Here is a 25317-nt window from a genome sequence, read left to right on the forward strand (position 1 = left end):
CGTCCTGTGGCAGGTTATATTGTTCGATTCCCACTTAATATTGGATCAGGGGGAAATTAGCTTTCGTTGATGCATTGCACTCTTAACAGAACATAAGAAGGAATTCTTAAAACACGTCTGCACTCAACAATGAGCGCGATGAACAAAAGATATCAGTCATTGCATTCTAAGTTCTAACTGGTATCGCTACTTGTCAATCATAACTTCATCTATACTATGCTCCAATAAAAATGGTGAAAAAATGATAGATGAAAAAAAAGAAAAGCCTTCCGATTTTGACTTCGACACCTGGTCGGCAATGGCGCAACAAAATCCAGAAAAATTCGAAGCTATGCGTCAGCAGTTAATCGATGATCTAATCGCAAAGACGCCCGCTCATCTCAGGCAGCGGATGATTGGCTTGCAATGGCAGATTGACCAGATGCGCAGGCAAGCGGCTAACCCGCTGGCTGCCTGCATACAAATTTCTAACCTCATGTGGGACAATGTACTGAAGGAAAAAGGACTACTGAACGCGTTACGGGAGCCTCGATCGATTTTGAAAGCGCTAAAGAGCAAGCCGCCCGGGAAAGTTCTTTCGCTTGAACACTATAAATCCACTAAATAAATTCTACAGCTTCATTTCAATCCATTCCGCAACCATGTCTGATGAATAAGCAGCCGGCCAGATTCGTCAAGAAAAATTCGCGCCGTGATTTAGATATTGTCATCAGCGAACAAAACGGCGTGCGATTACTCCACTTGGGCGGCAATATGACGCAAAGCGCCATGAGAATCAACGCACCCAATGAACTCGAGTTGCTGTATACCCAATGTATGATGAGTTTCTTGTTATTTAACCCCTCACCTGCTCAGGTAGTAATGATCGGGTTAGGGGGCGGATCATTGGCGAAATTTGTCTATCATCGCATACTTCAGACTAAAACGATTGTGATTGAAAACAATCAACACGTGATTGATGCTGCCACCCATTTCTTCGAATTGCCTGCGAATAATGACCGTTTTCAAGTTGTGCTGGCCGATGGCGCGCAATTCGTCGAAGATGATGCATTGAATGTCGATATTCTGATGGTCGACGGTTTCGATGATGGTCAGCAAATTGCCGCGCTCTGCAGTCAGTCATTTTATGATCGAGCATATGAAGCACTTGGTAGTGAAGGTATTCTGGTCGTGAACCTGTTAAGCCGAGATAAACGCGTACATACCTATTTGCAGCGCATCGGTGAAAGTTTTCACGGTCGTGTCGTAGCGATGTTGTCGGAACCTCAGGGAAATCTGATCGTATTTGCATTCAAAAGAAGCCCTGGGAAAGTGGCGTGGAAATCATTGAGAAGCAGAGCAACGATACTTGCAGAGCAGTACCATCTGCCGTTTCCGGATTTTGTATCGAAATTACGCAAATACACGGAGAGCCACGGTCTGTACCTCGAAATTTGAATGCTCAATATCATCAGCTGCGCACCGCTTGGATAGACCCTCATGACTGTGCTAAAGTTGAATTTTACCTACCTAAAGAATAAATAAGGATCAAAACAAATGGATTACAGTTACGAATCGGAGCACACCAAATTCATACGCGAGCTCCTCGACAAAAACCCAACGTTAGAAAAAAAACGTGAAGAAGCGCGCAACATTTGGTGGGAAAAGAAACTGAACAAAGAAGAACAACAACGTTTCAAAGAATCCTCAGTTCCCATGAAGCCCTATGTTTATTTTGGCGGGGAATAATCGCTAAAAACTGCCGATGCGGTGTCTTCTCTGAGGATTAATTCAAATATCAAATGAGCAGCTCGCACCGCAAGCCCTTCACTTTTAAGAAAGCTTTGAAACCACTGGGCCTTCAATCAGGAAGGTAGCAAGTGTATCGATATGAAGAAATCAATCACGGGATTGATGCTGATTTTTTTGACAGCCTGCGCTAACTCCTTGCAGTTTTTAGCTGCTAACCCCGATCTGCACAGACACCAAGAAAACATATTGGGAGAACATACGACGCTCGGCAAATGTTCCTTGTATAAATTGCAATCCGATGCACGGTCGTTTATGCGTGTTCTGCAATTTAGAATGCGCACCGATCCGGAGACCTCCATATCCGGAATTCATGCGTTTGATCTGAGGTACCTTCCTAATGTCTATGCAACCAATTCTCCTACCAATCCTGATGCGGTAGCTGTAACCATCGAGACTGATCCTGAAACTCTGCCGTACAGTCCGCGCAATCAGAGCGGCGAGCCAATCTATGCCTTTGTGCTGACACTCAAACAGATTGATGACATCACTGTGTATGCATCGCTGAAAGGAGACCCTTATCTCGGCAACATTGCCTGGGACATTCTGCGAGACTGCGCCTCTGACCGAACCCCGTCCCAGTTGCGAAGATAGACAAGCCGCTCGCGCCACCTGGCGAGATATGCTGTGATGACTCCCTAATTGTTATTACCGGATTTCGCCAGCAACACATCCAATGCACGCGTGCTGAGAATGCGCTTGAGGATACCGAATAAATGCGTAGGAAATGTCACGTAATAACGCGCCTGCGGCCTGCTGGCCTCCAGTGCATGAATCACGCGTTCCAGCACCGCCTCAGGCGGTAATGTGAATGGCACAGCCGGGCCGGGCTTATTGAGGCGATTCAAAACCCCCTGGTATCTCTCGTGATGAAAACTATTGGTGATGTCGATATATTTTGACAACGCCTTCACCGCGTTCATGCGGAATTGACTTGCAATGGGGCCTGGCTCAATCAGGCTGACATGAATATTACTGCCCTGCAATTCCAGCCGCAGCGTGTCGCTCAAACCTTCAATGGCATACTTTGAAGCATTATAAGCGCCACGGAAGGGCAAGGCCACGAAACCGAGCACCGAGCTATTTTGTATGATCCTGCCATATCCCTGCCGACGCATGACCGGTAGGACGAGATTCGTCAACTCTTGCCAGCCGAATACATTCGTTTCGAACTGCGCACGCAGTGCATCGCGGCTCAGATCTTCCACCGCACCGGGCAAACCGAATGCGCCATTGTTGAATAACGCATATAACTCTCCCTGTGTCCGGCGCATCACTTCCTCGAAGGCGAAATTGATCGAATTCGAGTCTGTCAGATTCAATTGGAAGCTTTCCAATCCCTCGGCCAATAAAGCTTGCACACTCTCTCGCTTGCGAGCCGTTGCAAATACCCGATACCCCCGCGCATGCAAACCCTTGGCGACACAATGACCAATCCCGCTGGAACAGCCAGTAATCAATATGGTTTTTTTCATTGATCAGTTCAACCTTTAAACATAACGCCATGCAGAGTGAATTCTCCGATGGCTTGACAAAAAATTGGATGCGGCGATAGCATCGAACCCCATCATCCGATTTGCCTCTTGCCTTCTTGCTTTTGGGCAGATCCGGAGAGGAGCGGCTACAAAACAAGAGGAATCTGGGCGAGTAAGCGCAGTTTACCAGTGATGCAGCATGTTACGACCGATTTCAAGCGACAGGGTTAGGCACTATAGGTTCTTAGAAAGTTTCCTTAAAAATAGCATGAGAAAAAATCAGCCATGGCAAAAATTCTATTCCGTTTACAGAACGTTTCTGACGATGAGGCCAATGATGTCCGTGAGCTGTTGATTGATAACGCCATTGATTTTTACGAAACCTCTGGCGGAAATTGGGGAGTTTCCATGCCAGCGATATGGCTCAAAGATGATGATCAATTCCCGCGGGCACGCGCGTTACTGGACGCCTATCAGGATCAGCGCACAACCCGAATGCGCAAAGAATACGCTCAGTTGAAGCGGGAGGGCAGAAACAAAAGCTTGATAGACTCGATCATACAACGACCCGTATCGTTCATGATTCATTTGGCGCTGGCGTTACTCGTCCTGTATTTATCGACTAAACTGGTTTTGGATCTGTTTCCTTGAGAGACTCTGAAAACTACCGCGTTCAACCAGGCTACATTGGGATCAGGCTTCGTAATGCTCATTTCCCACTGAATGCGGTATGATGATGCGCCAAAGTCTGTTATTGATAAACATTCTAAAAAGGAGAGAAACATGAACTTTGCTTTAAAAACCCTTGCGGCTTCATTGCTTGCCATTCCGCTGTATGCCAGTGCCGGTGGCGATCCTGAGTACGTCAAGTTTCCACAGGGCTATGAAAAAAGCTTTACCCAATATGGCACGATGAACCGCGCAAACCAAACGCAGGTTGCCAAGCTGTACGCCAATGACGCTGCCATTTCCAGCTATTCGCAAGGCAATAAAAGTGGCCCCGGTTCGATCGTGATCATGGAAATCTACAACCCCAAGAAAGACGCCAATGGTAAACCGGTTGCAGGCAACGATGGCCAATTTGAAATTGACTCACTCGCAGCAGTCGCCGTGATGGAGAACAGAAATAACTGGGACGCAGCTTTTCCGAAAGAAAATCGTACCGGTGACTGGGGCTTTGCTGTCTATAATCCGGATGGCACACCCAAAAGCAACGACCTGAACTGCGTGCAATGCCATACCCCATTGCAAGCCCAGGATTATCTATTTACCTATCAAAAACTGGTTGATTTCGTCAAGAAAAAATAATGTTGATGCGTTGATCTGATGGTTTTAAAAAACCATCAGATTTCCTCTTCATTGCTATTTCAAACTGCTCATGCTCTGATTCAATTTGGATCGGCAGTTTTCTTCCTTACCGGCCAAATCCAGCACACCGGCTGCTCTCATACATTCATTGTACTCAAACAGGATATCGGTTTTTTTCTGCGCAACGTCCATTGAAGTGGATATTTGTTTGATTTGCTGCGCGACTTTCTTCAGATCAACATCGGCAATGGTGGCGCCAATCCCATCGATGCTTTTCTTGGTGGCCTCCAACCGCTGCAGCGATTCACGATTGATCTTGTTGACCTGATCCGCGAAGGCTTGGTTCGCCTTGCCGGAATAATTCCTCAGTTCTTCCACGTTTTGTTGTGTGATCGCGGCCAGTTTTTCCTGATAATTGTTCAGCTCATCTTGAACAAAAGTATTGATTTTTCCGTTGAAATTATCCAGTGATTGATCGATTTCCTGGCGGAATGACTGCATTTTCGCCTCTACCAATTGATTGATATCACCATCCAAGCGTTTCACGATCGTCTCGGAAATTTTTTCAATCGGTGGACGAGACTGGATAATCTCATCTTTCGTTTCGCTGAGACTGGACTTGATGTCAGTGGCGAATGATTTTTGCGTATCGTTGAATTGACTCAGTGAATTTCTTCCACTCTCAGAAATGGCCCATGACACCAACAACAGATCCTTTTTCTTTTTCTGATCAAGGCCGCGGATCAGATCATCCAGAATCTCCGCAGATACGTCGTGATTGGCGGCATCATTCAGATAGCTGATGTTTGCGGAATTCATCAATCCTTTCAGATTGCTGTGCACCACCTCGACATTGGCGTCTGCTCTGGCCAGCGCAGTAGCCTGGCGAATCAGCTCATAGGGTAAATAAACCACCAGCAACACGGCGAGGAGTCCATAGGCGGCAAGTCTCCATTTCTGGAACTTGATGAATATGATGCTCAGATAAAATAATACGATAATCAAAATCACAGAAGGCGCCAGGATTTGTACGAAATCCAGCCAGCTCCTGCCAGCAAGCACATCAAACGAAAAAAAATTTGTTATTGTTGCGATAAACTCATTCATCAATTACTCCCATCTGCAGAAAAAGGCACTAACATATCAATAATATTATTTTGTTTTTATCTGTAATTTGAATTTCCAGAGTATGGGTAATTTATCACGGCAGAGCACGATTGACCGAACAAACTTTAGGAAACCGATCGCTGCAGCTTCAGCACAGACTTTGGTTGCGCGCCACCACCGCAGAACACATAGGAAAGCACCTTGAAAACAGCCTATATCACTCACCCAGTCTGCCTCAAGCACGACATGGGCAACCATCATCCAGAATGTCCTCAGCGATTGGTTGCAATAGAACATCAGTTGCAGGCCACTGGGTTATTGTCACATTTGCTCCGCTATGAAGCGCCATTAGCCGATATGGCTCACTTGGCCAGAGTTCATACGCAAAGTTATATCGATAGCATTCGATCAGCCGCACCGGCATCGGGATTGGTGGCGCTCGATGGCGACACAGCGATGAATCCGTTCACACTCGATGCCGCACTGCGAGCCGCCGGCGCAACCGTGCTCGCCACCGATCTGGTCATAAGTCGCGAAGTGGACAATGCCTTCTGTGCCGTGCGCCCTCCCGGACATCATGCAGAATCGGATCGCGCGATGGGTTTCTGCGTATTCAATAATGTTGCCGTTGGGGTTGCGCATGCACTCCAACATCACCAATTGTCGCGCGTGGCCATTCTGGATTTCGATGTGCATCATGGCAATGGCAGCGAAGAAATTTTTCACGATGATCCGCAGGTGATGCTGTGCTCAACCTTTCAGCATCCCTTTTATCCATACTGCGGCGCGGATAGCGCCAATGAGCACATCATCAATCTACCGCTGCCACGCGGCGCTGATAGTTCGGCCTTTCGCAACGCAGTAATTGACCAATGGCTGCCGTCACTCGAAACGTTCAAGCCCGACATGATATTTGTATCGGCCGGGTTCGACGCGCACCGCGATGACGATATGGCGCAACTGAATCTGGAAGACGACGATTATGTCTGGATTACCCGGGAAATCCGAACGATTGCAGAGAAATACGCTCACGGGCGCATCGTTTCGGTGCTGGAAGGCGGCTATGCGCTGAATGCGCTCGGCCGCTGCGTTGCCGAGCATATTCGCGTGCTCCATGCCGACCGGTTCTGAATGCGCTGTGCGCCAAGCGGCCGAGGAATCCTCTGTAAAACCAATTTTTTATTTGTGAAATACCTGCGCTTGAGGCAAGATTCTACTCTTCCAACATCTTTGTAATTGCTGACTCATTGTGATCTGTTACGAACATCCCCTCAATGAACGTATCCGGGCTTTGTTACGACTGGAAGACCTATTCAAGAAAATCGATGTCTTCTCCAATAAAGAGACTGCTATCGAGCACCATGCCGCGCTGGCGGCATTATTCGAAGTTCTCGAAATCACCAGCCGGGCGGATATCAAATCCGATTTACTCCAGGAGCTTGAGCGGCAGAAACAAATCCTCGAAATGTTCCGCAAGCATCCGCAGGTCTCGGACACCGCGTTGAACGACGCGCTCAACAGCATTCAGATCACTTTCAGGGAAATGCTTGATTTGCCCGGCAAGGTGGGAGAGCATCTGCGCGAGAATGAATGGCTGATGGCGATCAAGCAGCGCATCAGTATTCCCGGCGGTTGCTGCGCATTTGATCTGCCGTCGTATCATCATTGGCTCAGTCAGGATACTGCTCAAAGAACAAAGGACATCCAGGAGTGGCTGGCGCCGTTTCTGCCGGTGCGCAATGCCTTTGGAATCGTCTTGTTCCTGCTCAGAAAAAGCGGCAGAACGTCAGCATTCGTCGCCAATCAAGGCATTTTCCAGCAAACCGGTGTCGAATATGCGGCTCATTTATTACAGCTCAGGCTCGATGATGAACTACCGTGTGTACCGGAAATCAGCGCCAATAAATACGCGCTGAACATCCGCTTCATCCCGGCGCAATCAGGTCAGAAAAGCAAGCTATACGAAGACGATGTTCCGTTTGAAATCACCTTCTGTAATCTGTAAATATCCTAAGCCTGAGTTTTCCTAATAAACAATTCGCAGCGATCCCAGGGAAGTGCGCCGCATCTTGCAGCAAGAACTCTTCAAGTTTTACACTGAGCTGTGGATATTGAATGAGCGGTTCATCAGTCCGTCACAGGATAGTCGCTTGAACAGACATTCTATCGGCACCTGCGGCAGGAGAATTTCTATCAGGATCAGGCCAATGCGAGTTGCTGCGTTCGGAATGCTCGGGCTATTTTTTCCAGATCCAGCACGGGCAGCATGCGAATGGCGTTGCCATCCCCAATCTGGGCCAGTTTATTGGAGTGGATGGCATGCATCAGATCATCATGTTCGGGTCCGCCGAGGCGCGGTAATTCTGGTTCCCATTGCACCGATTCGATCGATTTCAGAGCGGGGATGGCAAATCCCATCGCTTCATCGTCGATTTCCACGACCAGCACGCTTGCGGTAGAGGAAATCTGCGCAGGACACCCCGTGATGAGTCGGCTCAGGCACACCACTGGAACACTGCGGCCGCGCACGATGATCATGCCCAGCATGGGCCCCGTTTGCTCAAAAATCGGAATGTCACACGTAAATGGCAGGATTTCCCGGATTTGCTCAAATGGAGATGCCGTCTCACTACCAAGCAGGTAGGTAATCATATTGCGCTTCCGGTCACCCCCTTCATGACCTGCAGAAGCTGCTTGATGCTGGCGCGCGTTGGCCCGATTCATGATGACGACATCCGCGAGCGCGCTGATTTGGGTATCGCTCTGCAATGCTGCGCTATTCAATACCAGCAGTTGCGACGCCAGGATCGATTTCTGCAAAGTGCCTGCGGCCGGCAGGGCTGATTTGGGTAGCGCGCCAGTAAACAAAGCCGGTCGCGGTAATGCATAATCCGGAACATCGATGACATCGCTCGCACTAATGCGCACGACATCGATTACCTTGTTGACTAAAAACGCCACCATACCCTTGGGTAGCAATAGGATGAACGCCTGAGTGGAAATGGCCGAATCGAGCTTTCCCAGGCCGCAGACTTGTAACAGATCAAGCACCGGGACTTTGTTCCCAGCGTGTTCGATGACGCCGCGGCAACTGCCCATGGCTAAGGCAGATTTTTCTATCACAGGATCGGATAACGTCGTGTATACCGCCATGGCATCGATGGCAAATGCGATCTGGTTGCATTGCAGCAATAACGTCGGCAATGCCTTTTCTTTCTGACCAGTACTTTCGCCATAAACAACGGTAATGGCGCTGCCGGAATGATTACATTGCGTCATCGGAACATCTTTGAGCATGGCCAGAGCTGCCGGGGACAATAGATTAACCAATGTACCATCGTCATTGCGGTGTATGCTGCCATAAAAAATCGATTGATCTGCAGTTGCAAAAGTGGCGTGATTGATATCGTGCACATCACCGGTAAACACACCTGTGACGGCCTCCGTGAGCAACCCCAGCAACTTGTTCTCATGCACCATGATGATGACGCTGGAAAAAGGCTGCGTTGTCGCTGCTCCACCCAGCACGATGCGCAAATCGATGACCGGCACCAGGACACCGCGCAGATCGATACCGCCGATGACATAGCCGGCTGAGCAAGGTAATTTGGTCAACACGCCGCAAGGTATGACTTCACGCAGGTTTTGCATCGGCAATCCAAGATTCATGCCGTCAATACGAAAGCCACCGAACCCTGACTTTGCTGCTGTCGACTCCATTAATTTTCCTTCTCTTTCGCATGGGCGATTTGATCGATCAGCAAACTTACCTGCTTAGCCATTTTGCTTTGATTTTCTGCCGATTCGGCAATCTCCGCCACGCTCTTGCTGGTCTTGGCGACGCCAGACATGATGCCTTCAAAACTGCGAGAGGCTTCGCGGCTCACTTCGGCTCCTTTGCCGACATGCTGGGCTGATTCTTCGATCAGCTTGGTAATCTCGCGTGCGGCAATCGAGCTGCGTTCTGCGAGCTTGCGTACTTCATCGGCCACGACTGAGAAACCGATGCCATGCTCTCCAGCGCGTGCCGCTTCAATGGCTGCATTGAAAGCCAGCAAATTGGTTTGGTTCGCGATCTCGTCGATGACGCCAACGATTTCAGAAACTTGTGAAGAGCTGGCTTGGATAGCGGTAATCGCAGCAATCGATTTCTGCAAGGCATCGAATCCTGATTGCGCCGCAGTGGACGAATCATGCGCCAGGTCTGCCGCCACGATGGAATTGGTTGCAATCGCATTGACACTCTCGACCAATTCGCGGACATGGGCATTCATTTCGGCTGCCCCAGTTGCGATGCGTTTCTCCAGTTGCACTTCACTGGTGACATCGTGGGCGTACTTGACGATTTTCATTACCTTGCCATTGAGGTCGAAAATGGGATTATAAGTAGCCTGGATCCATACATCGCGATTGAATTTTCCGACGCGATGAAAGCGCCCGCTAATGAATTCCCCTTCACTCAATTTAAGCCAAAAATCCCGGTACTCCTTGCTTTGTGTGTATTCCATGCTGCAGAACATGCTATGGTGCTGGCCTTTTATTTCCCGCAAAGTATAACCCATCGCCGCCAGGAAATTGCGATTCGCCTCCAGCACCTGACCATTCAGATCAAATTCGATGACGGCTTGGCCGCGATCGATAGCGGCCACCTTGGCCTTGAATTCCGAGGTGTGCAATTTGCTGTCGGTGATGTCTATGGCAAACTTCACGACTCTGACTGGGTTGCCGGAAGGATCAAAAATGGGATTGTAGGTAGCCTGAATCCAGACTTCATGATTATTTTTGCCGACGCGCTTGTACTCGCCCGCTTCAAATTCACCGCCCGCCAGGCGTTCCCAGAACGACTGATAAGTTGCACCTGAAGCTTCTTTCGGATCGACGAACATGCGATGATGACGGCCTTGAATGTCCTCGAGGCGATACCCCATGAGCTTGAGAAAATTTTCATTGGCATGAAGAACCTTGCCGGTCATGTCGAACTCGATCATCGCTTGCGAGCGGTCGATAGCGTGCAATTTCCCATCTATATCCAAACGCTCGAGTTTGGATACAGTAATGTCGTCCGCTTGGATGATCACTTTAGTCAATATGCCATCGAATCCCAGAATCGGACTGAAATTAGCCAGAAACCAACGCTCGAGACCACCGGCACCCTTGCGCCGGACTTCGATGTTGACCGGTTGGAGTTCGCGCAATGAGCGCCATAGATCGATATGGGCGTTAGTGCGCATGTCTTCCTCGAATTGGATATGGCTCTCATGTTTGCCCACGAGGTCTGGGAGTCCATAGCCGAGGGCATTTTGCATACACTCGTTGGCACTGAGAATATGACCATCGGCCGATAACTCCATCAAGCAACTGCTTTTCGAAACGGCATCCATTCGGGCGGACATTTCTATCGTCTCCATTTTTGCCATCGTAATGTCACTACAGTATTTCACTACCCGTGAAGGCTTCCCATCCAGATCCAGAATTGGGTTATAACTGGCCTGTATCCAGATTCTCTTGCCATTTTTTCCATAGCGGAGATACTCTCCAGCATCAAATTGACCCTTGCTAAGTTTTTGCCAGAAAGCGCGATAGGCGCCTCCGTTGGCTTCTTCTTTGCAAACAAAGATTCGATGATGCTTTCCTTTGATTTCCTCCAGCGTATAACCGGTTAAATCCAGAAAATTTTTATTAGCATCTAGGATGTTACCCCCCAAATCGAATTCGATGATGCCCTGTGAGCGTGATATGGCTGCAATTCTTCCTTCATTGGCAATAGAAGCCAGTTTGTTACCGGTGATGTCGCTGGCAAATTTAATGATTTTATAAGCTTTTCCCTCTGAATTCATAATTGGCGTATATGTAGCTTGCAACCAAACGCAGCGGCCTTGCCGATTCAAACGCATGAATTCGCTTTGTTTGAATTCCCCAGCACGTAAGTCATTCCAGAAAGCTTGATAATCTTCGCTCTGAGCATAGGTTTCACAGCAAAATATCCGATGATGCTGTCCAGCGATTTCTTGCAAAGTGTAGTCGAAGATTTCCAGAAATTTTTGATTAGCGGTGAGAACGATGCCATCGAGGTCGAACTCGATCTCAGCCTGAGTACGATTGATGGCCATGATTTTCCCGTCGTCTTCAAGCGATTTGATCTTGCTCCCGGTAACATCCGTCGCGATTTGGACGATTTTGCAAGGTTTGCCCGCAGCATCGAGAATCGGAATATAGGATGCTTGAATATAGCGATCACACCCATCAGCCGCATTACGATGGAATTCCCCATTCACAGACTCGCCGGTTCGAAGCTTTTCCCAGAGCGATGTGTTTTCACCGCTCTCTGCAGCACCCACCACGCACAGGTGATCATGATGCTTGCCGAGCAAATCTTCCAACGCATAGCCGAATAGCGACAGAAAATTGGCGTTGGCATCGAGTATGATGCCATTGAGATCAAATTCGATAGTCGCTTGAATATGCTCGATGGCTTTGTAAATACTGGCGATATAGTGCTGATCACACTCTGTTAAAGGTTTCGTTTTTGCAGATGCTAATGCGGACATATTGTCGAGTTCTCCTGAGGGTTATAGTGCAGTATCTCTCACGCTGTTCTACTTATTGCGGCCAAAATAGTGCTGGGTTTAGCGTGAATTGAGGGCAATTCAGTCATCTTTTAAATGCCTTCGTTTGCTGCGCAGAAGCAGAAGAACGATCAGAATCTACCAGCATGATCCTCAGTCCTGGATCCTAAAATTCGAGCACGCCAAGAATTCGTTGAGCCATTGATGAACATCAGGATGATGGTTTAGAAGAGTTACGCTAAAAATGGCATAAAATTCAAGATTGCATTGATTAAATACAAAGGATGATTAAGCAGGCTGTCGCATAGGGGTTTCGAGGATGCGAATGTGTTATCTGCTTTTTCTGGTTTTAACCGAATGATTGCAATCTGTTATTTACACAGTCGGTAATCAAATGATGAGGAACGACACAGCATCTTGCAACATGACCTCAATATTCCGTGGTTCAATTAGGGATGATGAATAAATATCCGATAACTCAATGCAATAATCAGGATGGAAACACTACTCAGTTGATCATCTCCAGCCAGCTCACGATTCCGTTGAGCGAAATCGACACTCAAGCCGTCCGCTCGCAGGGTGCGGGCGGACAGAATGTGAACAAAGTCGCGACGGCAGTTCATCTGCGCTTTGATATCAACGCGTCCTCATTGCCCGATCAGTACAAGGAAAGACTGCTGCAATTGAAGGACAGTCGCATCAGCAATGAAGGTGTGATCATCATCAAAGCGCAGCGGCATAACAGTCAGATCAAGAACAAGGAAGATGCGCTCAATCGGTTACGCGATCTGATCAGAAGCATCCTAAGTCCGCGGAAAGCCCGTACGCCCACCAAACCAACCAGAGCTTCGCAACTCAAACGCCTGGAAAGCAAGGCATTGCAAAGCCAGCGAAAATCGCTGCGCGGCAGGATTGAGGAGCAATGATACAATTCATGCGGACGAAAAATCCCTTAGATACATCGCAGCAATATCACTCACAACAAACATTCGATTCATGGCAGAAAATAATAACCAGACAATCCCGGCCTTTTCCTCTCTGACGCCCGATTGCGTCATGAATGCGCTGGACAGTCTGGGTTATCGCTGCGACGGCCGTTTGCTGGCGCTCAATAGTTATGAAAATCGCGTCTATCAAGTCGGCATAGACGACAGCCTGCCGTTGATCGCAAAATTCTATCGCCCGGAACGCTGGGTGGATGCAGCAATCTTGGAAGAACACGGATTCATGCAGGAACTGGCCGACCATGAAATTCCGGTCGTGCCTGCGCTAGCAGTCGATGGAAACACATTGCATCGCTTCGAAGCGTTCCGCTTCGCAGTTTTTCCGCGGCACGGCGGACGAGCGCCTGAATTTGAGGATCGCAACACGCTCGAGTGGATGGGGCGTTTCTTGGGGCGCATACATGCCATCGGCGCACTGAAACCTTTTGCGCATCGCCCCAAACTGGATATTACGAGCTTCGGTGAAGAACCGCTGCGTTTCTTGCTGAGCCATCAGATGATCCCGGCCGATCTGAATTCGGCCTACCGCAGCGTTGCTGAGCAGGCGCTGGCGGGCGTGCGCGGTTGTTTTGAACATGCTGGGAATCATCCGGTATTGCGCTTGCATGGAGATTGCCATGCCGGCAATGTATTGTGGACGGATCAGGGGCCGCATTTCGTGGACTTTGACGATAGCCGCATGGGACCGGCGGTGCAGGATTTATGGATGCTACTGTCGGGCGATCGCGCTGACATGACGCGGCAATTGCTGGACGTTCTGGAAGGTTACCAGGATTTCTATGAGTTTGATGCCCGTCAATTGCATCTGATCGAGGCATTGCGTACATTGCGGCTAATTCATTATTCCGCCTGGCTGGCGCAGCGATGGGATGAACTAGCCTTCAAGCACGCCTTTCCGTGGTTCAATACCCAGCGCTATTGGCAGGAACGCATTCTGGAGCTACGGGAACAGATTGCATTGATGATGGAACCGCCACTGCAATTGCTGTGAACATACACAAAAAACAAGGGAGAGATCGTCCCGATCTCTCCCTGCGGAATTCAACGACTTAAAACGCTGAAGCGGTTCGATCAGCCCAGAGCAATGCGATTATTGATCTGCCCGAGCGATTGTTCCACCTGATCGACCAGAATCAGGCATAGTTCACCGTCTTCCAGTTTGGACAATGCCGCTTCGATGGCAATATCTTCGCCCACGATCTCGCTGACTTTCTGCGTACGCTTGGCGTTTCCCAACCCTTCCCGCAACAATGTCAGCACTTCGCCATCGGCGCGTCCGCGTTGGCATTTATCTTGATATAACACGACTTCATCGAAGGCATCGCCGAGAATTCGGGTCTGTTGACGAATATCTTCATCGCGGCGGTCACCCGCAGCGCTGATCACAACCGAGCGTTTCTTCGATGGAATATTATCGATCGCACTGACCAACGCCTGTATGGCATCGGGATTATGACCATAATCGGCGATCAACGTCGCATTGCGATAATTGAACAAGTTGAAGCGGCCGGGAGCGGTTTGCGCATCGCTGACGAAGCTTGACACGCCGGCACGAATCACCAGCCAGTCCAGGCCAGCTGCCCAGCCTGCGCCAATGGCCGCCATGGCATTTTCGACTTGGAAGTAAATGCTGCCATTCTGGGTCAGCGGAATTTCACTCAACGGAATGCGGTATTCGCCATGTTCACCGGCGGCGACGATACAGTGGTTTTCGACATAGATGACGCGCTTGTGCTGCGCGCGATGTTTGATCAGCACTGGATGATGCGCATCTTGCGCAAAGAAAATGACTGAACCCGGGCAATGATCAGCCATGCTCGCAACCAGTGGATCAGCCGCATTCAGCACGGCGTAACCGGTTTTTGGCGTCACGTTCTGTACGATAACGCGCTTCACGATCGCCAGTTCTTCAGCGGTATTGATGTACGCCATGCCGAGATGATCGCCCATCCCGATATTGGTCACCACGGCCACGTCGCAGCGATCGAATCCCAAGCCTTCGCGCAGCATCCCACCACGTGCAGTCTCCAGCACGGCGGCATCCACATCCGGATGAAACAGAATGTTTCGGGCACTCTTAGGACCGCTGCAATCACCGGTATCGATGCATAGATTATTGACATATACGCCATCGGTACACGCGAGTCCGACCCGTTTCCTGTCTTTCTCGAATACATTGCCGATCAGGCGGGCTGTGGTGGTTTTTCCGTTCGTACCGGTGACTGCGACGACCGGGATACGCGCGTCATCGCCTGGAACAAACATATTATCGATAATGGCTTCACCGACTGCGCGCCCTTTTCCAAACGACGGTTGCAGGTGCATGCGTAAGCCAGGCGCAGCGTTGATCTCGATGATGCCGCCGCCCTGATCTTCGAGGGGGAAAGCCACGTTATCGCACACGATATCGATGCCGCAGATGTCCAACCCAACTACTTTGGCTGCTGCAACCACGCGCTCTGCCAGTTCAGGATGAACGTCATCGGTGACATCGGTCGCCGATCCACCGGTCGATAAGTTGGCATTGCTGCGCAATACTATCCGCGCTCTTTTCTCAGGAATCGATTCAGCAGTAAGCCCCTGAGACGCCAAATAGGCCAGCGAAATTTCATCCAGAGGAATTTTAGTCAATGACGTCACATGACCTTCGCCACGCATCGGATCGCGATTGATCTGATCGACGAGTTGACGAATGCTTTGCACGCCATCGCCGATCACTTGCGGCGGATCGCGCCGCGCTGCGGCAACCAACTTGTTGCCGACCACCAGCATGCGAAAATCGTACCCGGGAAGATACCGTTCAACCAGCACATTGTCGCTGAACTCTGCCGCTATCTGATAAGCCGCTTTTACCTGTTTGGCATCAACGAGGTTCACAGTTACCCCTTTACCTTGATTGCTATCGAGGGGTTTCACGACGACAGGAGCACCTATTTCGCATGCTGCAGCCCACGCGTCGTCTGCGCTGTCGACATTTCGGCCTTGAGGAACGGGAATTCCCGCAGCATACAGTAGCGTTTTGGTGAGTTCCTTATCCTGTACGATGGTTTCGGCAACCGCACTGGTCATATCGCTCTCAGACGCTTGAATACGACGTTGCTTGCTGCCCCAACCAAATTGCACCAGACTACCTTCAGTGAGACGGCGATATGGAATGCCACGAGCAACCGCAGCCTGCACAATTGAATATGTGCTCGGTCCAAGGCGTATATCTTCATTCAGCTCCCGCAGACGAAACACCGCCCCATCCAAATCAAACGGCGTGTTGTCAACGGTTGCCGCGAACAATGATTGAGCCAATTCAAACGCGAGTCTGCCGACTTTTTCTTCACTGTATTCGACAATGACCCGGTAGGTATTCGCTTCCGGTGTATGAACCGTTTGGCTGAAGCTTATCGGACATCCGGCCTGTAACTGAAGCCCCAGCGTTGCAGACTCGAGCACATGCGCAATAGTGATGGCTGCATTCGGGTCATCAGGCTGACGCAGAGAGATTTGTGGAAAACGCTCGCGCAATCTCGCCTCAAAATTGGAGATCGTATTAATATTCGTTTCAAATTCGCTGCAAAGAACAGTAGCCTCAATAGACGTGCGCTGGCTCCATACGTTTGGTCCACGTAATGCTCGAGTACGTAATACTTTCATAATTTAATTCCTTGAGTTTGTAGGCCGATTGGGAAATCCTGATTTCCCGGTTTGAATTTTTCTTGAGTAAATCCGGACGATTCGATGCCGCTCCGAATCAGATCCGGCTCGATGCCGAGTGCCCATGCCGCTCCAATAGCAGCGAGGATATTTTCGATTTCTTCCGTTCCATGCGGATTACCATCCGAAAATATCTCAGCGAGCTTGAGCAGTGGCAATTCATAAGAACCCGTAGCTAGTGCAATGGCATTATCACGCAGTATCACGGCCCGTTTTCCTTGAGTGGAACCCGTTCCATTGATGCGGTGTTGTGTGACGACCGGCAAATCAGGATCACTGCTGAAGAAAATGACTTCTCCATGGCACAACTCCGACATTTCAACCAGCATTTCATCTCTAGCATTGAGAACGGCCGCACCGACGGGGAGCTTGATGTCCTTCTCGACATCGTCAACGGCTGCTGCAGTAGGCGTTACCACATCGATTTGGGTGCGCAATACATTGAAAACTTGCTTTAACGTTTCAACCCCGTGTTGACCAAAATGATGCGCCGGATCGATATTGGTGATCACTCCCACGTGACAGCTATCATAAGCCAGCCCTTCATTCAGGAGTGTATCGAAACCGTTTTCAAATACTGCCGCTTCAACCGTTGGATTCATCAACGTGCGATTGGCAGCAGACCAGCTAGCACTGTCGTTCTTGTCAATTTTGCGATAATTCAGGTAAAGACCGTCGCTGCACGTCAAGCCTGTTTGCTGGCCGGAAAGAATGAGTAGCCGTGCAACGAGATAAGCGACAGAGGTTTTGCCGTAGCTGCCGGTAATTCCAACGATAGGAATACGACCGTTTCCTTGATCCGGAAATAAATGATTGACGATGGCTTTTCCCACTGGCCGAGGAGTTCCCACAGCAGGCTTGATGTGCATCAACAGGCTGGGTCCTGCATTGACTTCAACGATGGCTCCGTCTTGTTCATTCAGTGGACGAGAAATATCGCTCGTGACCAGATCAATGCCGGCGATGTCCAAACCCACAACCCGCGCCGCTAAGGAAGCAATGGCGGCAGTACTGGGATGAACCTGGTCGGTCACATCAAAGGCATGATTTCCATTGCGTTGAATGACTACGTTGACCCCGGCGGGAACAATCGAATCACTGCGATAACCCTGACGAGCAATTTCTATTCGCGCCGCACTATCGATGCGAATCAAATTCAACGGATGATCTTCCGTTGTTCCACGGCGGGGATCAGAGTTAATCTGAGATTCAATCAATTCGAGAATAGTTGATGTACCATCTCCTGTGACTGACACAGAATCGCCGCGGGTAGCAGCCACGAGTTGCCCGCCAACCACCAACAGGCGATGTTCGGTGCCAGCGATATATTGTTCAACCAGCACGCCAGTGCCTTCTTTCAGCGCAACATGATACGCCGACTCAATTTCATCCTGATGGCTCAATTCTATGAACACGCCGCGTCCATGATTGCCGTCACAGGGTTTGACCACGACGGGCAAGCCAATATCGTTGGCTGCTTCCCAGGCTGCCTGAGCGCTTTCAACCATGCACCCTTCAGGCACGGGCACGCCACACGATTGCAATAATGCTTTGGTCAAATCCTTATCGCGGGAAATACTTTCTGCAATAGCGGGGGTTCGATCCGTTTCCGCAGTCCAGATGTGACGGCAACGTGCGCCATATCCTAGCTGAACCAGATTCCCTTTGGTAATGAGCCGCTTGGCAGGAATATTGCGCGCGACAGCAGCATCCACAATGCAGGCTGTCGATGGGCCAAGCCAGAGCGAATCCACCAAATCCCGAAGATTTTCAATAACGCCAGCCACATCATAGGTCGGATGCTGATGCTGCTCGAAGTTCATCGCAGCCAATACCAGCTCACGCGCATAATGCAGCGCAGCGCGCGTAATCTCCTCGTGCCATGCGCTCAAGGCGACTTTATACACTCCCCGCACCGAGGTTTCGCGCGCTCTGCCAAAACCACCGCGCATCCCCGCTAAATTCTGCAATTCCAACGACACGTGCTCAAGGATATGGCATGGCCAAGTGCCTTCCTTTACTCGACGCAGAAAACCGCCGCGTTCTTCATAACTGCAGCGATGTTCGATCAGTGACGGAAGCCATTCCGATAAACGTTCATAAAACCCGGGAATCCTGTCTGAAGGAAAATCTTCCAGATCGCCAATGTCAACCGTTGCTTCCAGAGCCGGATAATAAGTCCACAGATTCGGACCATTCAGGTGCCTGATTTCAAGAAACTTTATATCTTTCGGAGGATAATCGTTTGAATTAGACATACATCTAAATTGAGTAATGACATGAAGCCATTAACGCCGAGTAAGCTTATTGGTTTACACATGAAGGAAAATAATTCTCAAATCGATTAGGCAGCTTCTAAAAGCGAACGAAGCCAGACAAGGCGAGATTAAGTGAAAAAGCACGGCTTACGAGTGATAAATGAGCACATTCTGAGTTAGTTTCAATCTAGTAGGACCGATCGACCAGCAGCCACTCAGCGTCTCTTAGAGAAAATGATCCAATAACTTGCGACTATGGCGATCAAGCGCCAGGCGATTGCGGATCAAAAAATGAACACCATGACTATCGGTGATCATCAGCGATGAGTTCGTCAATCGACGAATATCTTCTTCGCCTTTAAGACTGAATGAAGTGTCGCCACGGTCGGTTTCAACATGCCAGGTACTCGGAGTGATAAAACTGGATACTTTGTGCAGACGTTTTATTTCCGGCATGAATTCACGACTGACCAGCTCGGCCTCGATAAGTTGCCGATAGCCCTCAGGCAAATCAATCAAGCGTTCTATCCACACCAGCTCGTGTCCATGTGCATCAACCAAGGCAATGCCCTGATCAGGATCGGTAATGGGAAAAGACCTCACGGGAATGACGCCCTCCAGCGTAACTCCCGACTGATCATTGAACACCAGTCGACCAAAGGCATTGCGCAGCAATTCAAAGGTGGGTACGTGGCTCATTTATGATCCCCTACAACACTATGTGGCTCGACCACAGGAATAAATCCTCGCTCTTCAGTATCAACATTGCGCGCTTGGGCCTGATATAACCGGTGATAATAACCTTCCCGCGACATCAGCTCGACGTGATTGCCGATTTCCACAATTCTGCCCCGGTCGAGCACAACCAATCGATTGGCTTCTCGCAATGTTGACAATCGATGAGCAATCGCAATCGTGGTTCGACCCCGCACCAAATTATCCAACGCTTTCTGGATATCTTTTTCTGTTGTGGTATCGACCGAGGAAGTGGCCTCATCCAATATCAGGATTCGCGGATTGATCAGCAGCGCGCGAGCAATTGAAATACGCTGGCGCTCGCCACCGGAGAGCGCTTGCCCCCGTTCGCCAACGAGCGAATCATAGCCGTGCGGCAGGCGCAGGATAAATTCATGCGCGTGCGCAGCGCGGGCAGCAGCCACGATATCCGCATGGGTTGCATCCGGTTTGCCATAGGCAATATTTTCGGCAATGGTGCCATAAAACAAAAAAGGCTCCTGCAATACCAAGCCTATGTGTTTACGATATTCAGTAACCGGTAGGGAACGGATGTCATGACCATCGACGATAATAGCGCCCTCAGTGACATCATAGAAACGGCAAATCAAATTGACCAGCGTGCTTTTTCCAGAGCCGCTATGCCCGACCAAACCGATCATTTCCCCCGGTTGAATCTCCAGGTTGATATTGCGCGTGATGCTTCGGGTTCCATAGCGAAACCCAACATTGCGCAACTCAATCCGGCCTTGCACGGTAGCCAAATGAACCGGGTTGATCGATTCAGGAACACTGGACACATGATCCAGAATATCAAAGATGCGCTTGGTACCGGCGGCCGCCTTTTGCGTTACCGACACGATGCGGCTCATCGAATCCAGGCGGATGTAGAACCGACCAATATAAGCAAGAAAAGCCGTCAGTACCCCAACGGTAATTTGATCCTTCGATATTTGCCAGATGCCGAACACCCATACCACCAACAATCCAATTTCGGTCAACAATGTCACCGTGGGTGTAAATAACGACCAGACTCTGTTGACGCGATCATTGATTTGCAAATTCCGCTGATTGGCAGCCAGAAAACGGGCTGCTTCCCTTTTTTCCTGGGCAAAAGCTTTTACTACTCGGATGCCGGGAATAGTATCGGCTAATACATTATTTACTTCGGCCCAAATGCGATCCACTTTTTCAAAACCGATTCGCAATCGATCCCGAACCAGATGAATCAGCCATGCAATGATGGGTAAAGGCACCAGGGTAACCAACGCCAGCCATGGATTGATGGATACCAAAATCACTGCCGTCATACAGATCATGATGACGTCAGTGGCAAAATCAAGCAGATGCAATGAAATGAAAAGATTAATCCGGTCAGTCTCGGCGCCGATGCGCGCCATCAAATCACCGGTACGTTTGCCGCCAAAATATTCCTGCGACAAATTCAACAAATGTTCATACGTGGTGGTACGCAAATCTGCACCGATACGTTCGGATACCAGAGCCAGCATGTAGGTTCGCGCCCAACCCAAAATCCACGCCAGGATGGCTGCCCCCAGCAAACCGGAAAGATACAGTTTTACTAACTCGATATCGATCGGCTGACCATTTTGATAGGGAATCAATACATTATCCATCAGAGGCATGGTTAGATAGGGCGGAACCAAAGTGGCCGCGGTACTACAAAGCGTCAGCAAGAAACCAATCAATAAACGCCCTTTATAAGGCTTTGCAAAACGCCATAAACGCAGTAGTGTCCATGTGGAAGGAGGAGCGTGCGTTTGCTTCTCACAAACCGGACATTCGTCCTGATCGATTGATAAGGCAATTCCACAGCGAGGGCACCGAGCTTGCTCTTCGTCCTGCGAGAAAACTTTACCACTTAAATGACGATCCCGCTGCTGCGCAAAGCTTTCGATCAAACGATTGACGGCCAGATCGTTACCCAGTCGATACCGCCAATATGCCAGACGTGAATACCCATCAAATAATTCCAGGTAACCCACTCCCGCATGATCCCTTTGCGTCAGCATCACGTCAGGCTGGTAGTGCCAAGCTTGCCACGCGTCATCGCTAGCCATTTTTACCAGCAACCGCTGAGTAGTTACTATCGCAATCCCCTCTGCAAAATACAGCCGGGTATCCAGATCAATGGTAATCCACGACAGTACCTTCTCTTCTTCTAGCAACAGCGGTGAAAGCGAATCTGCCCAAGGTGAAGGAATGGTATTGATGAGTAAAGGAGATGTTTGCTGCATTGGCTAAGCTGCACAAAAAGATAGAGTCAGATTTTAATGAGAAAAGATAACTGAAGTGACGAAATTCATATCAGTCTGTCATTGGAGCGAGTGACACCGTTCGTAAAACTTTACATGACTGCTCACATTCCCGTTCACCCATTACAGACGGATGCTTAGTTCATAGCACTCAGCTTGTTCGAGCCGTTCTCAATGTATCAGCGATAGCGCCTTCCTACTCTTGTTCAGATGCAGGCTTGAGGAAGAACGGAGCTTCTATCGGAAATACAGCAATATGATGTTCATCGATGGTCAGTTACGAGAACCCATCCATTCATCAAGCTCGTTATCCATTATTCGGACATCGACCGGCGCATTTTCAATCGGCTCGACTGTGCTCTCCAGAGTGGTCTCAGCAGGAATATCCGGAGTCACCTCAGACTCATCCATGAGGGGCGCGACATCGGTGGACAAGTCATCCTGCACCTCAGGCATCGCATCGACACGGGCATTCGTCGATAAGTCATCCACCAATTTAAGCACGTCATCGATGTATTCATCGATTAACTCATGCTCATCATCAGTGGCACTTTCTCTTTCTGTAGGCATATGGTCAACCAGAACTGTGGTATCGGATAATTTGCCACGTTCAAGAAATTGCCAATAGGTTGCTGGCACCATCGTAAAAACAAACAAAATAGCCAACAGCAGCAACATCTTGCCGGGATGAAAATGCGGTGCGTGAACCCCGAAAACGGAAGTGCCATTTCCAGAATTCATGATTTCCAATGTAGGGTGGCAATTTTCCAGAGCTGCCCGTCGAACGGATTGCAGTCGATACAGTGTACTTTGCTTGATATTCTCAGCAGCGCTCAAATCCAATAATTTGGCAATTTCCTTTCCCAGCTCTTGCTCGTTCATAATTTAACCCCTCTTTCTCTGAGTATCGAAGCCAGTGCATGAGTCGCTCTTGAACAATGGGTTTTCACGCTTCCCTCGGAGCAATTCATCACTGCGGCGGTTTCCGCCAGGCTCATTTCCTCCCAGTAACGCAATATGAATGCTTCACGTTGACGTGCAGGTAGAATTTCCATGGCTTTTTCCATTAATTCAATTAATTGCGCTTTCTCAAGCTGTGCATCGGGTTCAGTGGATTCTTGTTTTACGGGCAATGTTTCGAGAATATCGAAATCCTCGGAATTTTTATCAGGATCATTCGGCGCAAATGCAGAAAACAGCGTCGTCCATAACGACCGAGTCCTCTGCCGACGATAATAGTCCCGAATAGTATTCTGCAGGATGCGTTGAAATAACAAAGGCAATTCCTCAACCGGTTTCGAAGCATACTTTACCGTAAGCTTCATCATAGAGTCTTGAATGATGTCCAATGCAGCATGTTCATCATGCACTGCAAACAACGCCTGCTTATAGGCACGTTTTTCAACTTCAATCAGAAAATCCGAAATTTCTTCACGAGTAGCCAGAATTATCAACCTTTACTTTAAGTAATTAAACATAAATTAAGAAAATTTGAGTTAACATCCATAAAATTTTTGTAAAATACACAAAAATAGTGTGATGTCTCGCAATGATCACGCAGGGCTCATGTGTATAGCTTTAAAGAGTAAGCAGGATGTATTAACGCGTCACCATGACCCTGGGCGGGCAGTAGGATGTGAAAAATAGTTCAATTCTACAATCACTCTCGTAATTATTTTGTAAAACCCGATCATCATATAGCATTTATTGACCCGACAATGATCTGCTTTTATGCGTAAACACTTAGTCAAATGTCCTCAATGCAGCAAACAAGTCGTTTGGGATGCCAGCAGCCCATTTCGACCTTTTTGCTCTGAGCGGTGCAAAACAAATGATTTATCTCATTGGGCCCAAGAGTCCTATCGAATTCCAGAATCCGAAGATCCTCAGGAAAATGAAAAACCGGGGCCATCATAATGGATGACTCAATGTATGAGAAGAATCGCCTTCTGCAGCGCAAGCTGGACAATTTAATCAAACAAGCTCAAGCAAATGAAAGAAAACAACAATTATATGAATCATTCGGCTTTGACATCATCGGAGTCGATACTCCCGCACAATTGAGCGAGCTATTGCTGTGCCAGATGTCCAGCCGCTTTCAGCTTGTTGATGTCGTGCTATGCCTTGTCGACCATCATCAGGACACGGAACACTTATTTTTCAATCCAAACGAAGAAGCCCACCTTTATTACACCAACCGCCTGCTCATACTCGATACTGAGACTGACGCAAATCTCATTCAATTACTGCCGGACCATCCGCTACTGGGCAATCCCGTATTAAAAAAATATCGATGGATGATCCTCAATTTAGAAAGCTGCGCTCAAGTGAAAAGCGCTGCACTATTGCCCCTGACACGAAGCGGACGCATCATTGGCACGCTGTTATTGTTAAGCCATGACATCAATCGTTATCAAGAAGGTGTGGGAACGCTGTTTTTGCAGAAACTATCAGCCATGACCGCCGTGGCCATCGAAAATTGCCTTAACCAGCAAAGAATCAAAGAGATAAGCTATCAGGACACGTTGACACAAGCCTATAACCGCCGTTACTTTGATTTACGACTCAAAGAAGAGATCGCCCGCTGCATGCGCTGCGATGATGACCTGATTTGCATGTTCCTCGATGTCGATCATTTCAAGAAAATCAATGATACCTACGGCCACCAAACCGGGGATCGCGTCTTGAAACACATGGTCAATTTGATCAAGGAACAAGTTCGCACATGCGATATCGTGGCGCGGTATGGCGGAGAAGAATTTGTCGTGGCGTTACCGATGACAACGTTACAAGCAGCCCATGACATTGCAGAACGCTTGCGTCAAACGATCTGCTCGGCTACGCTGAATTTTCAGGATAAGCCGCTCAAATTCTCTATTTCGATCGGCATCGCTTGCCTGCAAAGTTTGATAACGATACAACCACAGGATATCGAAATACTGTCTGCCGCGCTGCTGGATAAAGCCGATCAGGCCTTATATGCGGCCAAATCGGGCGGCAGAAATCAAGTCGCGGTATATGGGAAACGCCAAGTCTCAGTGAATCGCGCCCAATCCATGCAAAAACAGCTTTAGGAAGCTCCAAAAAACCACTGC

The 25317-nt window shown here is 49.0% G+C and carries 22 protein-coding genes; 12 read left to right on the plus strand and 10 right to left on the minus strand.

Translation table 11 applies throughout. The features are described 5' to 3' along the window. Nucleotides 1–241 precede the first annotated feature (241 nt). The 4 genes from ABF87_RS03955 to ABF87_RS03970 all read left to right on the plus strand — a co-directional run bounded on the left by ABF87_RS03955 (nt 242) and on the right by ABF87_RS03970 (nt 2382). Nucleotides 242–607 carry a DUF3135 domain-containing protein gene (locus tag ABF87_RS03955; protein ID WP_160827834.1) on the plus strand — a complete coding sequence of 122 codons (366 nt, stop codon included), beginning with the start codon at nt 242–244 and terminating at the stop codon, nt 605–607. A 41-nt stretch (nt 608–648) separates the two neighbouring features. Continuing rightward, the gene (locus tag ABF87_RS03960) at nt 649–1437 is read left to right on the plus strand and encodes a polyamine aminopropyltransferase (RefSeq protein ID WP_160827835.1); all 789 of its coding nucleotides are present in this window, start codon (nt 649–651) and stop codon (nt 1435–1437) included. A 99-nt stretch (nt 1438–1536) separates the two neighbouring features. Further along, on the plus strand, nt 1537–1728 hold the full coding sequence (locus tag ABF87_RS03965) for a DUF3460 family protein (protein ID WP_160827836.1): 192 nt from the start codon (nt 1537–1539) through the stop codon (nt 1726–1728). A gap of 141 nt (nt 1729–1869) precedes the next feature. Beyond that, nucleotides 1870–2382 (plus strand): hypothetical protein, encoded by a 513-nt coding sequence (locus ABF87_RS03970; RefSeq protein WP_160827837.1) that lies wholly within the window; start codon nt 1870–1872, stop codon nt 2380–2382. 44 nt (nt 2383–2426) lie between these two features. Here the strand turns inward: ABF87_RS03970 and ABF87_RS03975 are convergent, their stop codons facing one another. Continuing rightward, complete coding sequence (locus ABF87_RS03975; protein WP_160827838.1) at nt 2427–3263, minus strand: SDR family oxidoreductase; 837 nt, start codon at nt 3261–3263, stop codon at nt 2427–2429. Nucleotides 3264–3548: 285 nt separating this feature from the next. Here ABF87_RS03975 and ABF87_RS03980 point away from each other — a divergent pair, with 285 nt between their 5' ends. Beyond that, the gene (locus tag ABF87_RS03980; protein ID WP_160827839.1) at nt 3549–3914 is read left to right on the plus strand and encodes a DUF6164 family protein; all 366 of its coding nucleotides are present in this window, start codon (nt 3549–3551) and stop codon (nt 3912–3914) included. A 132-nt stretch (nt 3915–4046) separates the two neighbouring features. After that, complete coding sequence (locus ABF87_RS03985; protein ID WP_160827840.1) at nt 4047–4571, plus strand: cytochrome P460 family protein; 525 nt, start codon at nt 4047–4049, stop codon at nt 4569–4571. Nucleotides 4572–4625: 54 nt separating this feature from the next. Here ABF87_RS03985 and ABF87_RS03990 read toward each other — a convergent pair whose 3' ends face one another. Next, nucleotides 4626–5678 carry a hypothetical protein gene (locus ABF87_RS03990; RefSeq protein WP_160827841.1) on the minus strand — a complete coding sequence of 351 codons (1053 nt, stop codon included), beginning with the start codon at nt 5676–5678 and terminating at the stop codon, nt 4626–4628. Between the two features lie 201 nt (nt 5679–5879). Between ABF87_RS03990 and ABF87_RS03995 the strand changes: the two genes are divergently transcribed. Together ABF87_RS03995 and zapD are read left to right on the plus strand one after the other, a co-directional pair. Beyond that, nucleotides 5880–6809 carry a histone deacetylase family protein gene (locus ABF87_RS03995; RefSeq protein WP_160827842.1) on the plus strand — a complete coding sequence of 310 codons (930 nt, stop codon included), beginning with the start codon at nt 5880–5882 and terminating at the stop codon, nt 6807–6809. A gap of 118 nt (nt 6810–6927) precedes the next feature. Further along, the gene (zapD, locus tag ABF87_RS04000; RefSeq protein WP_160827843.1) at nt 6928–7683 is read left to right on the plus strand and encodes a cell division protein ZapD; all 756 of its coding nucleotides are present in this window, start codon (nt 6928–6930) and stop codon (nt 7681–7683) included. Between the two features lie 194 nt (nt 7684–7877). Here zapD and ABF87_RS04005 read toward each other — a convergent pair whose 3' ends face one another. Beyond that, nucleotides 7878–9398: a chemotaxis protein CheW gene (locus ABF87_RS04005; protein ID WP_160827844.1), complete on the minus strand. Its 1521-nt coding sequence runs from the start codon at nt 9396–9398 to the stop codon at nt 7878–7880. After that, the gene (locus ABF87_RS04010; RefSeq protein ID WP_160827845.1) at nt 9398–12226 is read right to left on the minus strand and encodes a PAS domain-containing methyl-accepting chemotaxis protein; all 2829 of its coding nucleotides are present in this window, start codon (nt 12224–12226) and stop codon (nt 9398–9400) included. The genes ABF87_RS04005 and ABF87_RS04010 overlap by 1 nt, the downstream gene beginning before the upstream one ends. 476 nt (nt 12227–12702) lie before the next feature. Here ABF87_RS04010 and arfB point away from each other — a divergent pair, with 476 nt between their 5' ends. Both arfB and ABF87_RS04020 read left to right on the plus strand, forming a co-directional pair. Then, nucleotides 12703–13170: an alternative ribosome rescue aminoacyl-tRNA hydrolase ArfB gene (gene arfB / locus ABF87_RS04015; protein WP_160827980.1), complete on the plus strand. Its 468-nt coding sequence runs from the start codon at nt 12703–12705 to the stop codon at nt 13168–13170. A 70-nt stretch (nt 13171–13240) separates the two neighbouring features. Beyond that, entirely contained in the window at nt 13241–14239 is a 999-nt protein-coding gene (locus ABF87_RS04020; RefSeq protein WP_160827846.1) for a serine/threonine protein kinase, read from the plus strand. An 80-nt stretch (nt 14240–14319) separates the two neighbouring features. On the opposite strand, the gene cphA (ABF87_RS04025) is transcribed toward ABF87_RS04020, so the two are convergent. From cphA (ABF87_RS04025) to ABF87_RS04050, 6 genes are all read right to left on the minus strand, one after another. Then, entirely contained in the window at nt 14320–16893 is a 2574-nt protein-coding gene (cphA, locus tag ABF87_RS04025; RefSeq protein ID WP_160827847.1) for a cyanophycin synthetase, read from the minus strand. Beyond that, nucleotides 16890–19211 carry a cyanophycin synthetase gene (gene cphA, locus ABF87_RS04030; RefSeq protein ID WP_160827848.1) on the minus strand — a complete coding sequence of 774 codons (2322 nt, stop codon included), beginning with the start codon at nt 19209–19211 and terminating at the stop codon, nt 16890–16892. Before cphA (ABF87_RS04030) ends, cphA (ABF87_RS04025) begins: the two co-directional genes overlap by 4 nt. Before the next feature lie 225 nt (nt 19212–19436). After that, nucleotides 19437–19910, minus strand: coding sequence for a DUF1854 domain-containing protein (locus ABF87_RS04035; protein ID WP_160827849.1), 474 nt, complete (start codon nt 19908–19910; stop codon nt 19437–19439). Beyond that, entirely contained in the window at nt 19907–22204 is a 2298-nt protein-coding gene (locus ABF87_RS04040) for an ABC transporter ATP-binding protein (RefSeq protein ID WP_160827850.1), read from the minus strand. Before ABF87_RS04040 ends, ABF87_RS04035 begins: the two co-directional genes overlap by 4 nt. Before the next feature lie 291 nt (nt 22205–22495). Then, nucleotides 22496–23104 (minus strand): DUF3619 family protein, encoded by a 609-nt coding sequence (locus ABF87_RS04045; RefSeq protein ID WP_160827851.1) that lies wholly within the window; start codon nt 23102–23104, stop codon nt 22496–22498. Beyond that, nucleotides 23101–23667 carry an RNA polymerase sigma factor gene (locus ABF87_RS04050; protein ID WP_160827981.1) on the minus strand — a complete coding sequence of 189 codons (567 nt, stop codon included), beginning with the start codon at nt 23665–23667 and terminating at the stop codon, nt 23101–23103. Before ABF87_RS04050 ends, ABF87_RS04045 begins: the two co-directional genes overlap by 4 nt. Before the next feature lie 286 nt (nt 23668–23953). Between ABF87_RS04050 and ABF87_RS04055 the strand changes: the two genes are divergently transcribed. Together ABF87_RS04055 and ABF87_RS04060 are read left to right on the plus strand one after the other, a co-directional pair. Continuing rightward, nucleotides 23954–24139, plus strand: coding sequence for a DNA gyrase inhibitor YacG (locus tag ABF87_RS04055; protein ID WP_160827852.1), 186 nt, complete (start codon nt 23954–23956; stop codon nt 24137–24139). Then, nucleotides 24139–25296 (plus strand): sensor domain-containing diguanylate cyclase, encoded by a 1158-nt coding sequence (locus ABF87_RS04060; RefSeq protein WP_160827853.1) that lies wholly within the window; start codon nt 24139–24141, stop codon nt 25294–25296. The genes ABF87_RS04055 and ABF87_RS04060 overlap by 1 nt, the downstream gene beginning before the upstream one ends. Nucleotides 25297–25317 lie beyond the last annotated feature (21 nt).

It is taken from the genome of Nitrosomonas sp. JL21 (genome assembly GCF_009833095.1).
Classification (GTDB): domain Bacteria; phylum Pseudomonadota; class Gammaproteobacteria; order Burkholderiales; family Nitrosomonadaceae; genus Nitrosomonas.

Bases quoted from the DNA above. Each gene is read 5' to 3' on its own strand.
- ABF87_RS03955 (WP_160827834.1), top strand. From the start codon at position 242: ATGATAGATGAAAAAAAAGAAAAGCCTTCCGATTTTGACTTCGACACC.
- ABF87_RS03960 (WP_160827835.1), top strand. From the start codon at position 649: ATGAATAAGCAGCCGGCCAGATTCGTCAAGAAAAATTCGCGCCGTGAT.
- ABF87_RS03965 (WP_160827836.1), top strand. From the start codon at position 1,537: ATGGATTACAGTTACGAATCGGAGCACACCAAATTCATACGCGAGCTC.
- ABF87_RS03970 (WP_160827837.1), top strand. From the start codon at position 1,870: ATGAAGAAATCAATCACGGGATTGATGCTGATTTTTTTGACAGCCTGC.
- ABF87_RS03975 (WP_160827838.1), bottom strand. From the start codon at position 3,263: ATGAAAAAAACCATATTGATTACTGGCTGTTCCAGCGGGATTGGTCAT.
- ABF87_RS03980 (WP_160827839.1), top strand. From the start codon at position 3,549: ATGGCAAAAATTCTATTCCGTTTACAGAACGTTTCTGACGATGAGGCC.
- ABF87_RS03985 (WP_160827840.1), top strand. From the start codon at position 4,047: ATGAACTTTGCTTTAAAAACCCTTGCGGCTTCATTGCTTGCCATTCCG.
- ABF87_RS03990 (WP_160827841.1), bottom strand. From the start codon at position 5,678: ATGAATGAGTTTATCGCAACAATAACAAATTTTTTTTCGTTTGATGTG.
- ABF87_RS04005 (WP_160827844.1), bottom strand. From the start codon at position 9,398: ATGGAGTCGACAGCAGCAAAGTCAGGGTTCGGTGGCTTTCGTATTGAC.
- ABF87_RS04010 (WP_160827845.1), bottom strand. From the start codon at position 12,226: ATGTCCGCATTAGCATCTGCAAAAACGAAACCTTTAACAGAGTGTGAT.
- arfB (WP_160827980.1), top strand. From the start codon at position 12,703: ATGAATAAATATCCGATAACTCAATGCAATAATCAGGATGGAAACACT.
- ABF87_RS04020 (WP_160827846.1), top strand. From the start codon at position 13,241: ATGGCAGAAAATAATAACCAGACAATCCCGGCCTTTTCCTCTCTGACG.
- cphA (WP_160827847.1), bottom strand. From the start codon at position 16,893: ATGAAAGTATTACGTACTCGAGCATTACGTGGACCAAACGTATGGAGC.
- cphA (WP_160827848.1), bottom strand. From the start codon at position 19,211: ATGTCTAATTCAAACGATTATCCTCCGAAAGATATAAAGTTTCTTGAA.
- ABF87_RS04035 (WP_160827849.1), bottom strand. From the start codon at position 19,910: ATGAGCCACGTACCCACCTTTGAATTGCTGCGCAATGCCTTTGGTCGA.
- ABF87_RS04040 (WP_160827850.1), bottom strand. From the start codon at position 22,204: ATGCAGCAAACATCTCCTTTACTCATCAATACCATTCCTTCACCTTGG.
- ABF87_RS04045 (WP_160827851.1), bottom strand. From the start codon at position 23,104: ATGAACGAGCAAGAGCTGGGAAAGGAAATTGCCAAATTATTGGATTTG.
- ABF87_RS04055 (WP_160827852.1), top strand. From the start codon at position 23,954: ATGCGTAAACACTTAGTCAAATGTCCTCAATGCAGCAAACAAGTCGTT.
- ABF87_RS04060 (WP_160827853.1), top strand. From the start codon at position 24,139: ATGGATGACTCAATGTATGAGAAGAATCGCCTTCTGCAGCGCAAGCTG.